Annotated in this window: 14 protein-coding genes; all 14 read left to right on the forward strand. The window is 44.4% G+C overall.

From position 1 onward, the window contains the following. Positions 1-27 precede the first annotated feature (27 nt). The 14 genes from rplU (at position 28) to nuoL (ending at position 14,953) form a co-directional block, all read left to right on the forward strand. The gene (rplU, locus tag H9W84_RS03580; RefSeq protein ID WP_062334263.1) at positions 28-339 is read left to right on the forward strand and encodes a 50S ribosomal protein L21; all 312 of its coding nucleotides are present in this window, start codon (positions 28-30) and stop codon (positions 337-339) included. Positions 340-379: 40 nt separating this feature from the next. Beyond that, entirely contained in the window at positions 380-643 is a 264-nt protein-coding gene (gene rpmA / locus H9W84_RS03585) for a 50S ribosomal protein L27 (RefSeq protein ID WP_036591251.1), read from the forward strand. A 372-nt stretch (positions 644-1,015) separates the two neighbouring features. Beyond that, a complete protein-coding gene (gene lolA, locus H9W84_RS03590; RefSeq protein ID WP_239741714.1) occupies positions 1,016-1,705 on the forward strand; it encodes an outer membrane lipoprotein periplasmic chaperone LolA in 690 nt (229 codons plus the stop codon). A 529-nt stretch (positions 1,706-2,234) separates the two neighbouring features. Further along, positions 2,235-2,768 (forward strand): NADH-quinone oxidoreductase subunit A, encoded by a 534-nt coding sequence (ndhC, locus tag H9W84_RS03595; RefSeq protein ID WP_275579715.1) that lies wholly within the window; start codon positions 2,235-2,237, stop codon positions 2,766-2,768. A 93-nt stretch (positions 2,769-2,861) separates the two neighbouring features. Then, positions 2,862-3,524: a NuoB/complex I 20 kDa subunit family protein gene (locus tag H9W84_RS03600; protein WP_239741716.1), complete on the forward strand. Its 663-nt coding sequence runs from the start codon at positions 2,862-2,864 to the stop codon at positions 3,522-3,524. Positions 3,525-3,651: 127 nt separating this feature from the next. Beyond that, a complete protein-coding gene (gene nuoC / locus H9W84_RS03605) occupies positions 3,652-5,454 on the forward strand; it encodes an NADH-quinone oxidoreductase subunit C/D (protein ID WP_404935798.1) in 1,803 nt (600 codons plus the stop codon). A gap of 13 nt (positions 5,455-5,467) precedes the next feature. Then, positions 5,468-5,977 carry an NADH-quinone oxidoreductase subunit NuoE gene (gene nuoE / locus H9W84_RS03610; RefSeq protein WP_138019186.1) on the forward strand — a complete coding sequence of 170 codons (510 nt, stop codon included), beginning with the start codon at positions 5,468-5,470 and terminating at the stop codon, positions 5,975-5,977. Then, positions 5,974-7,446, forward strand: coding sequence for an NADH-quinone oxidoreductase subunit NuoF (nuoF, locus tag H9W84_RS03615; RefSeq protein WP_239741718.1), 1,473 nt, complete (start codon positions 5,974-5,976; stop codon positions 7,444-7,446). The genes nuoE and nuoF overlap by 4 nt, the downstream gene beginning before the upstream one ends. A 9-nt stretch (positions 7,447-7,455) precedes the next feature. Continuing rightward, complete coding sequence (nuoG, locus tag H9W84_RS03620; protein ID WP_239741721.1) at positions 7,456-10,458, forward strand: NADH-quinone oxidoreductase subunit NuoG; 3,003 nt, start codon at positions 7,456-7,458, stop codon at positions 10,456-10,458. After that, positions 10,458-11,513 (forward strand): NADH-quinone oxidoreductase subunit NuoH, encoded by a 1,056-nt coding sequence (gene nuoH, locus H9W84_RS03625; protein ID WP_007115473.1) that lies wholly within the window; start codon positions 10,458-10,460, stop codon positions 11,511-11,513. Before nuoG ends, nuoH begins: the two co-directional genes overlap by 1 nt. Positions 11,514-11,528: 15 nt before the next feature. Then, a complete protein-coding gene (nuoI, locus tag H9W84_RS03630; protein ID WP_007115474.1) occupies positions 11,529-12,080 on the forward strand; it encodes an NADH-quinone oxidoreductase subunit NuoI in 552 nt (183 codons plus the stop codon). Then, on the forward strand, positions 12,077-12,721 hold the full coding sequence (gene nuoJ / locus H9W84_RS03635) for an NADH-quinone oxidoreductase subunit J (protein WP_239741723.1): 645 nt from the start codon (positions 12,077-12,079) through the stop codon (positions 12,719-12,721). The genes nuoI and nuoJ overlap by 4 nt, the downstream gene beginning before the upstream one ends. Beyond that, positions 12,721-13,044 carry an NADH-quinone oxidoreductase subunit NuoK gene (gene nuoK / locus H9W84_RS03640; RefSeq protein WP_007115476.1) on the forward strand — a complete coding sequence of 108 codons (324 nt, stop codon included), beginning with the start codon at positions 12,721-12,723 and terminating at the stop codon, positions 13,042-13,044. The genes nuoJ and nuoK overlap by 1 nt, the downstream gene beginning before the upstream one ends. 7 nt (positions 13,045-13,051) lie before the next feature. Next, the gene (nuoL, locus tag H9W84_RS03645; RefSeq protein WP_239741725.1) at positions 13,052-14,953 is read left to right on the forward strand and encodes an NADH-quinone oxidoreductase subunit L; all 1,902 of its coding nucleotides are present in this window, start codon (positions 13,052-13,054) and stop codon (positions 14,951-14,953) included. Position 14,954 lies beyond the last annotated feature (1 nt).

The raw sequence follows: 14,954 nt of genomic DNA on the forward strand, positions 1-14,954 counted from the left end.
GTGTACGGGTTTATTGGAGCAATCAAGATGTATGCAGTAATCAAAAGTGGTGGTAAACAACATCGCGTCGTTCAAGATGAATTTTTAAAAGTTGAATTGCTAAAAGCTGAAAAAGGCGATACCATCAAAATTGAAGACGTTTTAATGGTCGTTGATGGCAGCGATATCAAAATTGGTCAACCTGTGGTTGCCGGTGCAGTGGTCGAAGCTGAAGTAGTAGAACATGGTCGTGGCGAGAAAGTACGTATTGTAAAACACAAACGTCGTAAACACTATCATAAAGAACAAGGTCACCGTCAATGGTATACTTTGTTAAAAATCAAAGCAATCACTGCTTAATTGACTATTTCAAACACATTAATCTCTAGGAGACATCGACATGGCACATAAGAAAGCCGCAGGTTCTACCCGTAACGGTCGTGATTCAAACCCAAAAATGCTTGGCGTAAAAATCTTTGGCGGTCAACAAGTTGTTGCTGGTAACATCATTGTACGTCAACGTGGTACAGAATTTCACGCAGGTGAAGGTGTAGGTATGGGTCGTGACCATACATTATTTGCTTTAACTGACGGCGTCGTAAAATTTGCTGTTAAAGGTAAATTCAATCGTCGCTACGTATTTGTTGAAGGCGCAGCTGAATAATCACTCAGCTTGTTGTTAAACAAATTAACCCAATAAGTCGCACTTATTGGGTTTTTTATTGCTTATAGTCAAGTCTCTTAACGGGTTTTAGATGGTTTTCAATATCTTGGCATTGCCCAGTCAGTGCTAAGCCAGTGCCTAGTCAAAACTTTCTTAGCACTCAGCTATTGTTACATTTGTTACAACTTCAACAACAATCATTGCATGGGGCGTCTAGTAGGGTAAGAAAAATTTAGCGACAATACCTGTCAGCAAATTTAGCTTAACTTGTTAATTTTTAATTTTTAATTTATTGATTAGCCTGTTAGGCTGATATATTTTTGAATACTTTTTCTAAACTTTTAACAATTTTTATTGAATGAGGAACCTACCATGACAACATCTACCAATAAAATTATCAATAAATTAGCCACCGGTACATTATCAGCATTATTGATTACCAGTATGCCGATGACAGTCGCCATGCAATCAGCCAACGCCGCTGTCGCCAACTCAGCAACTGCGGCAAAAAACTTAAACAACCTACTTAAAAATGTCAAAAGCATGACCGCTAATTTTAGTCAAACCACCTCTGGCGCAGGTGGCAAGGGCTTAAGTAAAGCATCAAAGAATTTCTCAGGTACCATGGCTGTGCAACGTCCAAACCAGTTTCGTTGGCAGATTGATGGTACGGCATCGCAACTGATTGTTGCCAATGGCAATACGCTTTGGGTGTATGATAAAGATTTAAATCAAGCGACCAAGCAAAGCGTGAGTAATCAAGTAGGGGATACACCAGCACTGATTTTATCAGGCGACCCTAGCAAAATCGCCAATAGTTTTAATGTGACCCAGCCGATTGCTTCAAAAAATTATTACGTGCTCTATCCAAAAAATGGCAATGCCAATTTTAAAAGCTTAGGCATCGCTTTTAATAGCGGTAATCCTGTCATGATGGTATTAAATGATAATTTGGGACAAACCACTACTATTCGATTCTCCAATGTAAAACGCAATACCTCAATTGCCAGTAATCAATTTAGCTTCACACCACCTAAAGGCGTTGATGTGATTAACCAATAAGGTATTTAACCATTTCATTAAATACCTTATTTAAATGATTTTTGGCTGATAAACCCTGCTTATGGCAGGGTTTTTTTGCTAAAGTGTTGCTATTTAATTAACGGTTAATTACCGGAAGATTGAAGCGTGCTACTAGCATTTTTTACATAAAATGAGTAAACTATCCGTGCTTTAGCCAGTTAACAGCAATATATAGTTACTTTTGTTAAAATACGCATTTTTATAAAGTGATGTAATGCTACTTTATATTAGGTTTTCATCGTGGTTTTAGCAATATATTTGACTAGCCTGTTTAGTAACTAGCCAATCACTCACCGATTACAATAATGATCAATGGATGTGCAGCGGGGCAGCTTGTTAGCTGGTACGAGGTAATCTTAAGGAAAATAGTTCTTAAGAAGTTATCTGCCATCGTCTTTGTGATATTGCGCTTGAGCCAGACGGGCTTGGTGGAAGTATCAAAAATATCGTCCCAACTTGAAGTGCATAACCCACGTAACGGTTAGTCGTATTGCCCAGGAGTATCCTCATGATTCCAGTCATTGATTGGTCTGCAATTGTATTTATTTTGGCAGCCATAGGACTTTGTATTTTCATGCTTGTTGTACCAAGATTGTTAGGTGGTACTTCTAAAGGCTTTCAAAAACAAGAAACATTCGAAGCAGGCGTGGTGTCAGCAGGTTCGGCACGCATCCGCCTATCTGCCAAGTTCTATTTGGTTGCAATTTTCTTTGTTATTTTCGATTTAGAAGCTGTATTCTTATACGCGTATGCAGTGAGTGTGCGTGAAGTCAACTGGCTTGGTTTTACCGCAGCTGCCATCTTCATTGCTATTTTATTTGTTGGCCTGGTCTATGAAATGCGTCTGGGCGCGATGAACTGGTCACCTGCAGACAAAAAGCCAAAACCAAAACGTTTGGCTGCAGCGCCTGCGGGCTTTAATCTGGCGGATATTACTCGCTTTAATGGTGTTGAAGAGTTAGAAATTGACCCTACTGGTAAAATTCCTGCCCAGTTGTCTGGCGCAATGAACCAAAACCCAAACAATAACGCGATAAAATAAGAACCCGACTTTGCAATCTATGTTGCAAGGTCTTTTGCATTTGTAGTGACATAGAGCGAAATCCTGCTTTAAAAATCAAGGTGATCGAGCATTATGAAATATACATTAACCAAAGCCAATCCAGATGCCGACAGATTTCCCGCCCAAACCCGTCAAATTATTGACGAAGAGGAAGTCAATAAAAACGTCGTCATGACACGATTAGAAGATTTGACCCATAGCCTTGCAAACTGGGGTCGTAAGCATTCATTGTGGCCATTTAACTTTGGCACCTCGTGCTGCTATGTGGAGTATGCAACGACATTAACAGGCGTGCATGACTTGTCGCGCTTTGGCGCTGAGGTTATTCGCGCGTCACCACGCCAAGCTGACGTGATGATTGTGGCAGGTACTTGCTTTATAAAAATGGCGCCTGTTATTCAGCGTCTCTACGAGCAAATGCTTGAGCCTAAATGGGTTATCTCAATGGGTGCCTGTGCCAATTCAGGCGGTATGTACGATGTATATTCAGTGGTGCAAGGCGTTGATAAAATCATTCCTGTCGATGTGTATATCCCTGGTTGCCCACCCCGTCCAGAAGCTTTGATTCAAGCCATCATGCTGCTGCAAGAATCGATTACTAAAGAACGTCGTCCACTCGGTATTCATGTCAATGACCAAGGTATCTACCAACCTGTCATGCAGCCAGAACGTGACCGTAAACAAGCCGAGCGCATCGCGGTGAAAAATCTACGCAGCCCAGATAATATTGATTAATGCTAGAGATTGATTAATGCTAGAATCAGTCTCTGGATAGATTTAGGATGAATTTTCGCTAAGTAACAGCTTATCGAATTGCGTTCAAAACAAAAAAGGTATTCAACTACCTTCTTAATAATTGTGAATGAGGAAAGTGCCACTCATGGTAACGGTAACTGATAATCAAGCACAAACTGATGTCCCAGCAGTGATTGCAGAATTAAATCGCAAGTTTGAGGGACAGTTTGTTGTACAAAAAACCTTTGACGCTTTTCCCACTATTTGGGTCAGCCGTGAACAGGTCATCGAAGTACTCCTGTACCTTCGTACCTTGCCACAGCCTTACGTGATGTTACTGGATATTTCAGCGATTGATGAGCGCTTACGCCAACATCGTAAAGACAGAGATGGCAATGCCTTGCCTGACAGTGATTTCACCGTGTTCTATCACTTAATGTCGTTAGAGCGCAACACAGATATCCGCATCAAAGTGGCGCTCAAAGAAGCTGATTTACACATCCCAACGGCAACCCGTATTTGGCCGAATGCCAACTGGTATGAGCGCGAAGCGTGGGATATGTTTGGTATTACCTTTGATGGTCACCCCCATTTAACCCGTATTTTGTTGCCAAAATACTGGGAAGGTCATCCATTGCGTAAAGAATACGCCTCTCGTGCGACTGAAGTACCGCCTTATTATCTCGATAAAGGCAAGCAGATGTTTGAGCAGGAGAACCTACGATTTGTCCCAGAAGAGTGGGGCATGAAACGTAGTGGCCGTGACGAAGACTTTATGTTCCTAAACTTGGGTCCTAACCACCCTTCTGCGCACGGTGCCTTTCGCGTTGTGCTTCAGCTAGACGGTGAAGAGGTCATCGACTGTATCCCAGATATTGGTTATCACCATCGCGGCGCTGAAAAAATCGCCGAACGCCAAACTTGGCATTCATTTATTCCTTACACTGACCGTATCGATTATCTTGGTGGGGTGATGAATGAATTACCCTATATCATGTCAGTGGAAAAACTGGCAGGTATTACGGTACCAGACCGCGCGAATACCATTCGTATCATGATGAGTGAGTTCTTCCGTATCACCAATAATTTGCTGTACTGGGGCACCTTCATTCAGGATGCGGGCGGTATGACGCCAGTATTTTATATGTTCGCCGACCGTCAAAAAGCGTATGATGTGATTGAAGCGGTAACCGGTTATCGTATGCACCCAGCATGGTTTCGTATCGGCGGTACCGCGATGGACCTGCCAAACGGCTGGCACAAACTGGTTCGTGAATTCTTAGATTGGATGCCAAAACGTATCGATGAATACGTCAAAGCCACCATGAAAAACAAGGTGCTACAACTGCGTACCCAAAACGTTGCCCAATACGATGCTAAATCTGCACTGGCTTGGGGCGTATCAGGTCATGGTCTACGTGCCACAGGTATCCCTTACGATGTGCGTAAAGCGCGCCCTTATCTTGGCTATGAAAATTTTGATTTTGAAGTGCCCATTGAGTTTAATGGCGATGCGTATGACCGCTGTTTGGTCAAAATTGAAGAGATTCGTCAGTCACTGCGTATCATTGAGCAATGTCTTAACAACATGCCAATGGGGGCATACAAAGCCGATCACCCACTGGCTGTCCCACCACCCAAAGACCGCACCTTAAATGACATTGAGACCTTAATTAACCACTTTATTTCAGTATCGTGGGGTCCTGTCATGCCAGAAGGCGAGTCCTCCTTTATGGTGGAAGCAGTGAAAGGTATTACCAACTATTATATTACGTCTGATCGCTCAACCATGAGTTACCGTACCCGTATTCGTACACCGACCTTTGCGCATTTACAGCAAATGCCGTCAGTCATTAATGGTAGCTTGGTTTCTGACTTAATTATTTATCTAGCGTCGATTGACGTTGTTATGGCAGACGTTGACCGTTAGGAGAAAACCACCGATGAAGATTGTAACTGATAAAACCCCAAAGGTGGATGTCGCAAGCATTCTAACCGAAGCAGAAATTCACGACATTCATGAATTTATGCATCATTACCCACAAAGCCGCGCGGCATCCCTTGATGCGCTAAAAATTGTCCAACGCCGTAACGGCTGGGTGGATGATGCACAAGTCAACGCGATTGCTAATATCTTAAAAATCCCAGTCACCGATGTGGAAGGGGTTGCAACGTTTTATAACCGTATCTACCGCTCACCGGTTGGTCGTCATGTGATTTTGGTCTGTGACTCAATTGGTTGTTATCTGGTAGGTGCAGAGAGTTTAGGTCAAGCTTTTGAGCGCACTTTAGGCATTAGTTTTGGTCAAACCACCCCAGACAATCGTTTTACCCTGTTACCCATTTGTTGTTTAGGCAACTGTGATAAGGGTCCAGCGGTTTTGATTGATGAAGATACCTACGGTCCTGTCCAAATTGAAGAGATTGCTGAATTGCTGGAGCAATACGCATGAATATAACCCGTCAAATTAATAATCGAAAAATTGGCAAATCACCCAGTCAATTGGGCGAGCAAAGCATTCCTATTTATGGTGATAAAGCGACAGCCACCAGTGAGACCAAGCCGCTGACTTGGCGTTTGGCGCATTATGACTCAGTGCTAGATTTGGCAACCTATGAAAGCCTAAAAGGGTTTGAAGGTCTAAAAAATGCCTTGGCTAAATCTGCCAAAGAAGTGGGCAACATGATTAAAGATGCCAACGTGCGTGGACGTGGTGGTGCAGGCTTTAATGCAGGTCTTAAATGGACCTTTATGACGCCACCGGATGGCGGACCCCGTTACTTGATTTGTAATGCAGATGAGATGGAGCCAGGCACGTTTAAAGACCGTCTATTGATGGAGCGCCTACCATTTCAGCTGATTGAAGGGATGATTATCTCAGGTTATGCCATTGGTGCAACCGCAGGGTATATTTTTATCCGTGGTGAGTACATTGAAGCCGCGAAACGCTTGAATAATGCATTGGATGAATGCCGTGCCAAAGGTTATTTGGGTGATAACATTCTAGGTTCAGGTTATAGCTTTGATATACATGTGCATACCGGTGCAGGTCGTTATATCTGTGGTGAAGAGACGGCGCTCATTAACTCGCTTGAGGGTCGCCGTGCCAATCCACGTACCAAGCCACCCTTCCCACAAGTATCAGGGGCATGGGGTCGTCCCACTGTGGTCAATAACGTAGAGTCTTTAAACAACATGCCGGGCATTATGCTGCATGGCGTAGAATGGTATAAAGGCTTGGCACAAGGCAAATCAGAAAACCCGGGCACCAAAATCATGGGTTGCTCAGGTCTAGTCAATGAGCCAGGGCTATGGGAACTGCCATTTGGTACTACCGCTCGCGAAATTATTTTTGATTATGCCAAAGGCATGAAAGACGGCCGTAAATTAAAAGCTTGGTTGCCAGGCGGTGCATCAACCGACTTTTTAACCGCCAGTGACGAGCATTTAGACCTGCCAATGGACTTTGAACCCATCATGAAAGCAGGTAGCCGTTTAGGTACCTGCTTGATTATGGTGGTAGATGAATCGCAAGATATGGTGTCATTGTCGCTCAATTTGCAAAAATTCTTTGCCCGTGAATCCTGCGGTTGGTGTACGCCTTGCCGTGATGGGTTGCCGTGGGGGGTCAAAACCTTGCATGCCATCGATACAGGCAATGGTCAACCTGTCGATATTGACGTGCTGCGCCAATTGACCAAAGATTTGTGGTTAGGTAAAACCTTCTGCGCCCACGCACCGGGTGCGGTTGAGCCATTACAAAGTGCGTTAAAATACTTTTTACCAGAATTTGAAGCCAAAATTGGTAACAATGTGGCGCCTGAAGAACAATTGTCCCCAACGGGCGTACCTTCATCTGCAAACAGCAGAAAAGTTGAAGTGTATCAACCGGTTAAGACCACCAATGGGCAATCAGTGTAAGGAATTAGCATGGCAATTATTCATATAGACGGTCAAGACGTCGAAGTTGATGGTGCCGATAACTTGCTACAAGCTTGTTTATCGCTTGGCATCGATATCCCTTATTTTTGTTATCACCCTGCATTGGGCTCGGTGGGTTCTTGCCGCCAGTGTGCTGTCAAGCAATATAATAACAAAGAAGATTATGAAGCGGGTCGTGGTCGTTTGGTCATGTCGTGTATGGTGAATCCGACACCGGACATGTGGATCTCAGTGACGGATGCAGAAGTGAAAAACTTCCGTAAAAGCTTGGTTGAGTTCTTAATGACTAACCATCCCCATGACTGTCCAACCTGTGAAGAGGGTGGTCATTGTCACTTGCAAGATATGACCTACATGTCAGGTCACAATCATCGTAAGTACCGCTTTACCAAACGTACTCACCAAAACCAAGACTTGGGTCCATTTATCAATCATGAGATGAACCGCTGTATCGCCTGTTATCGCTGCGTGCGTTATTACAAAGATTATGCAGGTGGTGAAGATTTAGGGGTTTACGCATCAGCAAGCCGTGTGTACTTTGGTCGTGATAAAGACGGTCAGTTTGAAAGTGAATTTTCAGGTAACCTCACCGAAGTTTGTCCAACTGGGGTATTTACCGACAAAACTCACTCAGAGCGCTACAATCGTAAATGGGACATGCAATATGCCCCAAGCATTTGTCATGGCTGTTCGGCAGGTTGTAATATCTCAGCGGGTGAGCGCTATGGTGAATTGCGCCGTATCGAAAACCGTTTTAATGGGGAAGTCAACGCTTACTTCCTGTGTGACCGTGGTCGTTTCGGCTATGGCTATGTCAACCGCCAAGACCGCCCAATTCAAGCCGTTGAAACACTAAACGGTAAACAAACCAATCTGAGCATTGACCATACTATCGATACCATCAAAAACCGTTTGCAAGGTAAAAAAGCCATCGGTATTGGTTCACCTGTTGCCAGCCTTGAATCAAATTATGCGCTCAAACGCTTAGTCGGTGCCGAAAACTTTAGCATTGGTATTACCAATCAAGAAAAAACCGTGGTACAAAAATGTATCGATGTGTTGACCACAGAAAATATCCATAATCCAAGCATGCGTGAGATTGAGGATTATGATGCGGTATTGATTTTGGGTGAAGATATTACCCAAACCAGTCCACGTATTGCACTGGCAGTACGCCAAGCGGCAAAAAATCGCGCCAAACAAATGGCAGATGCGCTAAAAACGCCAGATTTCTTGGCAGAGCCTGTGGCTCGTATCGGTCAAAAAGACTACAGCCCAATCTTTATTGTGGATGTCAAAGATACGCGCCTTGATGATATCGCCAAAGTAAGCTGCGTCGCTACACCAAGCGATATCGCTGAATTAGGCTTTAGCATCGCTGAGCACATGAAAACGTTGGCTACCTCACAATTACCAAAAGATTTGGTCATCGATGAAGACGATAATGCTGATATGCAAGCATTTGCTAAACATATCGCGCAGACGCTACTTAAAGCAACCAAACCCCTTATCATCTCAGGCTCATCACTGTACCACACTGCTATCATAGAAGCGGCGGCACAAATTGCCAATATCGCCGAACAAAAACGCGGTGAAGTGGTCATCTATGAAAAAGGCGTGGTTGACGCCCACAACGTCCAAGTGGATGCAGAGATTGCCAAAATCGATGCAGAGCAAGCCAAACTCAAACAAGAGATGGATGAAGCGGCATTTGCTGAACAAGCTAAGCAAGTTAAACGCCCAAGCCGTATGAACCCGACCAAAGGCTATCAAGAAAAAGCAGGTTTGTACTTGTCAGTACCTGCTGCCAATAGCATAGGCGTCAACTTACTCGGTGGTAAAGCGATTGATGAATTAGGTGATGATGCCGATGTGGTGATTGTCATGGAAAATGACATCAGCCGCCGTCTAACCGCTGAGCAAATGAACCAATTGGTAGCCAACAAATCACTGATTGTACTTGATCATGAAGCTTACCAATGGCATAACCATGCAGATGTGATGGTACCTGTAGCAACCTTTGCAGAAGCGGACGGTACACTAATCTCAGCAGAAGGTCGTGCACAGCGTTTCTTCCAAGTTTATGATCCTGTTTACTATCGCCCGCAAAGTATGGTCAAAGAAAGCTGGCGTTGGTTACATGCGGTAGAGTCTGAGCTCAATGGCCGTGCGATTGACTGGACGCAGCTTGATGATGTGATTACTGCGGTCGCAGATACCAATCCACAATTAGCCGCAATCAGACAAGCAGCGCCATCAGCCGATTACCGTATTACCGGTCTAAAAGTCGCGCGTGAGCCACGCCGTTATTCAGGTCGTACGGCGATGCGTGCACCGATTTCTGTGCATGAGCCAGAGCAGCCAAAAGATATCGATACTGGCCTAACCTTCTCCCAAGAAGGTTATGTGGGCACCCAAACGGATTCAGCAATGATTCCATTTGCTTGGTCAGCAGGTTGGAACTCACCGCAAGCTTGGAATAAATACCAAGATAAAGTGGGTGGTCATTTAAAACATGGCGATCCAGGCGTGCGTATTTTCGATGCGTTAACCGCATTGCCAAAACGTGAGTATATTGCGCCTGCGGCAGCTAGCCAACAAGGTTCAAGCCAGCTAGTGCCTGTGTATAATATTTTTGCTAGTGATGAATTAACCGCCCGTAGTGAAGTGGTCGCCTCACAATTGATGCCAGCTGCTTTTAGTGTATCAACGGATGATGCCGATAAATGGCAGCTGCAATCAGGTGATATGTTAACGGTCACAGTGAAGGGTGTAGCGACCACATTACCTGTGCAGCTTGTCGATTATTTAGCGGAAAGCTGTGTGGGGTATCCTGTGGGTCAGGCGGGTGAATTAGAAGCCTTGCTAGCGCAGCCTTATACGGACATCAGTATCGTAAAATCAGCAACTACCAACACTGTCACCCAAGCGGTATCACCAGCTAATAATGGTGTTGTGACAGCTCAAGTAACTCCAGGGGAGGGGGTATAATGGATTATTCTGTTAGACAGATGCCCGATTTGCCTGCATGGCTGGCTGGGGTAATGTCCCCTGAAGCTTGGTCAATTGTATTTTTGGCAGTGCAATCAATTGTTATTTTTTTGGCGGTGGTGATTTTTGCCGCATTGATGATTCCTTATGAACGTCGCATGTTGGCACTGTGGCAAGATCGTTATGGTCCAAACCGTGTGGGTTGGCAAGGTTCGCTACAAGTTGCTGCGGATATGCTCAAAATCTTCTTTAAAGAAGACTGGACCCCCAAATTTGCCGATAAATTTATCTTTGTCTTGGCGCCTGCGATTTCATTGTTTACCGCTTTAGCCGCTTATATCATTGTACCAGTTACGCCATCACTCGGTGGCGCAGACTGGAGTATCGGTATTTTGTTCTTTTTTGCGATGGCAGGGTTGGCGGTTTATGCCGTGATGTTTGGTGGCTGGGCATCAGCCAATAAATACGCCTTGCTCGGTGGTCTACGCTCTGCTGCCCAAACCATTAGTTATGAAGTCTTTCTCGGATTATCGCTAATGGGTGTGGTGGCATTGGCAGGGTCATTTAACTTACGCGATATCGTATATTCACAAGCCGGTGGTTTTTGGCACTGGAATGTATTTGGTCAAATTTTAGGGTTTTTAACCTTTATGGTAGCAGGTGTGGCAGTCACCCACCGTTTCCCATTTGACCAGCCAGAAGCAGAGCAAGAATTGGCAGAAGGTTACCATGTTGAATACTCAGGTATGAAATTTGGTATGTTCTTTGTCGGTGAGTATGTGAATATCGTGTTGGTATCATCGCTGATTACTATTTTATTCTTTGGTGGTTGGTTGCCATTATTTGATGGACTGAGTTTCATCCCGCCGATTATTTGGTTCATGTTAAAAACGCTATTTTTCATGACCATGTTCGTATTGGCGCGTGGGGCGTTGATGCGTCCACGTTATGACCAAGTAATGAACTTTGGCTGGAAAATTTGTCTACCCATTACCTTGATTAATTTACTCGCGACGGCGGCCTATGTATTATGGCGCACCCATGGTGTAGGGTAAGGTGGAGATTAACGTATGTATTTGACTATGGTAAAAAACACGATTACGGGTTTTGGCTCAATTCTGCGCACCCTAATCATGGTCGCAAGTCATGCGACCCGTAAACGTGATACGATTTTATACCCAGAACAACCTGTTCCTGTACCGCCGCGTTTTCGGGGGCGTATTGTATTGACACGTGACCCGGATGGGGATGAGCGCTGTGTGGCCTGTAACCTATGTGCTGTCGCTTGCCCAGTGGGTTGTATTTCACTACAAAAAGCGGAGCGTGAAGACGGACGCTGGTATCCAGAGTTTTTCCGTATTAATTTTTCGCGTTGTATCTTTTGTGGTATGTGTGAAGAAGCGTGCCCGACAACGGCTATTCAGATGACGCCAGATTTTGAGCTCGGTGAGTATAACCGTCAAAACTTGGTGTATGAAAAAGAGCATTTGTTAATTTCAGGTCCGGGTAAATTCCCTGACTACAATTATTACCGTGTCACTGGGATGGCGACCAAAGATAAACCTAAAGGGGCACACCAAAATGAGTCTGCACCGATTGATTTACGGAGTTTATTGCCATGATAACCGGAGCAACGATAGGGTTTTATTTATTAGCGATTGTCGCTATTTTGGCTAGTTTGCGCGTGATTACTCGTACCAATCCTGTACATGCGTTATTAAACATGATTGTCACGCTGCTGGCGTTATCAGGTATTTTCTTTGCCTTAGGTGCGCCATTTGCTGGTGCACTTGAAATCATCGTTTATGCCGGGGCGATTATGGTATTGTTCGTCTTTGTGGTGATGATGCTGAACTTAGGTACCCAAAGCACCTTAGAAGAAGAAAGCTGGTTGGCATCCTCAGCTTGGGCAGTGCCGGCAGGACTTGCATTTATTGTGGGTTTGACTCTGTTTAGTCTGATTGGCATGAAACATGGGTTTGAAGGAATCATGCCAGCGTTTATTGGGGTAGAGCCAGTTACGGCAAAAATGATCGGTGCCAAATTATTTACTGAATATTTATTGTTGGTCGAAATTGCAGGGTTTTTATTACTAGCGGGTTTGGTGGCGGCTTATCATTTGGCAAAATCTGCCTTGGATGATGAAAACGAAAGTCATAACAGTGAGCTTGGTAATACCATACACCCTGCCTTAACGAATTTTATTGATAAAGAGCCCAGCCAACCGGCTGTGTTACGCGAAGTTCAGGAGGAGAAGGCATAATGGGACACTTTCCATTAGAGCATGTGCCATTAGAGCACGGTCTAATCTTGTCAGCGATTTTGTTTGCCATTGGTTTTTGTGGTGTGATGGTAAGACGTAATTTTTTGTTCATGTTGATGAGTCTTGAGATTATGATGAATGCTGCTGCCTTAGCATTTGTAGTGGCAGGTAGTCGCTGGGTCAGTCCTGACGGACAAATTATGTTTATTTTGGTGCTAACTTTGGCAGCCGCTGAAGTTGCAATTGGGTTGGCTATTCTTTTACAGTTTTATCATAAGCGTGGTCATTTAGATGTCGATACGGCAAATGAGATGAAAGGGTGAAATCAAAATGAGTATGTTACCTTTAACCTTTATGCTGCCGCTGATTGGCTTTCTGATTCTAGCGACCATGCGTGACCGCTTAAGCGAAAACGCAGCCGCAGTGGTCGGTGTCGGCAGTATGGGTTTGGCTGCTTTGTGTGCCTTGATGGCAGGCAGTGATTTTTTAATGAACCACCCACAAGGCGCTGTCATTAATCAGCCGTTGTGGACGTGGATGCAAGTCGGTAGTTTTGCCCCAAAATTTGGTCTCATGCTGGATGGTTTGGGCGTGACCATGATGGGCGTGATTACCGGTGTCGGTTTTTTAATTCATATTTTCGCGTCATGGTATATGCGCGGTGAAACAGGCTACGCAAGATTTTTTAGCTATATGAACCTGTTTGTCGCAAGTATGTTGTTACTTGTGCTTGCTGACAATTTAGTGCTGTTGTACTTAGGTTGGGAAGGCGTTGGTATCTGTTCTTACTTATTGATTGGTTTTTATTATCACGAGCGCGCCAATGGCCGTGCTGCGATGAAAGCCTTTACCGTAACCCGTGTGGGTGATGTGTTTTTAGCGTTTGGCTTATTTTTATTGTTCCGTGAATTGGGTACGTTAAATATCTCAGATATCAATGCCAATGTATCGCAAATGCTCACGTCGGCAGGGTCAACGGTGACGATTTTTGGTCATAGCTATCCTACCATCAAAGTTGCGGCTGTGATGCTAGTGCTTGGTGCGATGGGTAAGTCTGCCCAAATCCCGCTACATTCTTGGCTTGCAGATGCGATGGCAGGTCCTACGCCTGTTTCAGCCTTGATTCATGCAGCAACGATGGTTACCGCAGGTGTGTATTTAATTGCCCGTTTACATCCTGTGTTCTTATTGACCCCTGATGTATTGGCAAGTTGGGTGGGTATCGTTGGGGCAACAACATTGTTGGTTGCTGGTTTCTGTGCGCTTGCACAAACCGATATCAAACGTATATTAGCTTATTCAACCATGAGTCAAATCGGTTATATGTTCTTGGCATTAGGGGTAGGCGCTTGGCAAGTTGCAATTTTCCACTTGATGACCCATGCGTTCTTTAAAGCTTTATTATTTCTAGGGTCGGGCGCTGTTATCTTGGCTTACCATCATGAGCAAAACATCTTTAAAATGGGTGGGTTGTTTTATAAAAATAAATTCCTATTTGCGGTGTTTGCGATCGGGGGTGGGGCACTTGCTGCGATTCCTTGGATTACGGTGGGTTATTACTCAAAAGATGAAATTATTTGGGAAGCCTTCGCATCAGGTCATATGAATTTATTTTGGATGGCAGTGGTGGGTGCGTTTTTAACCTCGATTTATACGTTTCGTATGATTTGGATTGTGTTCTTTGGGGAAGAAAAAACGCCTATTCATGATCTTAAGGGTTGGACATATTGGCTGCCGCTCGCGGTATTGCTAGTGTTATCAACTGCAGTGGGGGCGATGATTCATCCACCATTAGCAGGTGTATTGCCACAGAGTTTTAGCGTGATTCATCCTGAAGTAGAACATGGTAAGCACACGGCAGAAATGATTGTGATGGCTGCGATGTTGGCGGGTTTGATTGTTGGTGCTTTCTTGTTTGCCCTAGATAAAGGTCGCATCGTGAGTAAGTTTACCCAAACAGGTTTGGGCCGTGCGCTTAATTACTGGTGCTATCATGGTTTAGGCTTTGATGCTTTGTATGACATTGTATTTGTTAAACCATTCTTATTGATTGGTAAATTAATCAAAAATGACCCGATTGACCGTACTTGGAATATTTTACCAGCCCTATCGCTGGCAGGTAACCGAGTGGCGACATGGTTCCAATCTGGCTCGATTCGTGGGTATGCTGCAAGCTTCGGTCTTGGCATGGCAGTATTGTTGGTGTTGGTAATGATGATGATAGGGAAGTAAC

This window comes from Moraxella tetraodonis (assembly GCF_022359095.1).
In the GTDB taxonomy this organism is placed as follows: domain Bacteria; phylum Pseudomonadota; class Gammaproteobacteria; order Pseudomonadales; family Moraxellaceae; genus Faucicola; species Faucicola tetraodonis.

Bases quoted from the DNA above. Each gene is read 5' to 3' on its own strand.
- rplU (WP_062334263.1), top strand. From the start codon at position 28: ATGTATGCAGTAATCAAAAGTGGTGGTAAACAACATCGCGTCGTTCAA.
- rpmA (WP_036591251.1), top strand. From the start codon at position 380: ATGGCACATAAGAAAGCCGCAGGTTCTACCCGTAACGGTCGTGATTCA.
- lolA (WP_239741714.1), top strand. From the start codon at position 1,016: ATGACAACATCTACCAATAAAATTATCAATAAATTAGCCACCGGTACA.
- ndhC (WP_275579715.1), top strand. From the start codon at position 2,235: ATGATTCCAGTCATTGATTGGTCTGCAATTGTATTTATTTTGGCAGCC.
- H9W84_RS03600 (WP_239741716.1), top strand. From the start codon at position 2,862: ATGAAATATACATTAACCAAAGCCAATCCAGATGCCGACAGATTTCCC.
- nuoC (WP_404935798.1), top strand. From the start codon at position 3,652: ATGAGGAAAGTGCCACTCATGGTAACGGTAACTGATAATCAAGCACAA.
- nuoE (WP_138019186.1), top strand. From the start codon at position 5,468: ATGAAGATTGTAACTGATAAAACCCCAAAGGTGGATGTCGCAAGCATT.
- nuoF (WP_239741718.1), top strand. From the start codon at position 5,974: ATGAATATAACCCGTCAAATTAATAATCGAAAAATTGGCAAATCACCC.
- nuoG (WP_239741721.1), top strand. From the start codon at position 7,456: ATGGCAATTATTCATATAGACGGTCAAGACGTCGAAGTTGATGGTGCC.
- nuoH (WP_007115473.1), top strand. From the start codon at position 10,458: ATGGATTATTCTGTTAGACAGATGCCCGATTTGCCTGCATGGCTGGCT.
- nuoI (WP_007115474.1), top strand. From the start codon at position 11,529: ATGTATTTGACTATGGTAAAAAACACGATTACGGGTTTTGGCTCAATT.
- nuoJ (WP_239741723.1), top strand. From the start codon at position 12,077: ATGATAACCGGAGCAACGATAGGGTTTTATTTATTAGCGATTGTCGCT.
- nuoK (WP_007115476.1), top strand. From the start codon at position 12,721: ATGGGACACTTTCCATTAGAGCATGTGCCATTAGAGCACGGTCTAATC.
- nuoL (WP_239741725.1), top strand. From the start codon at position 13,052: ATGAGTATGTTACCTTTAACCTTTATGCTGCCGCTGATTGGCTTTCTG.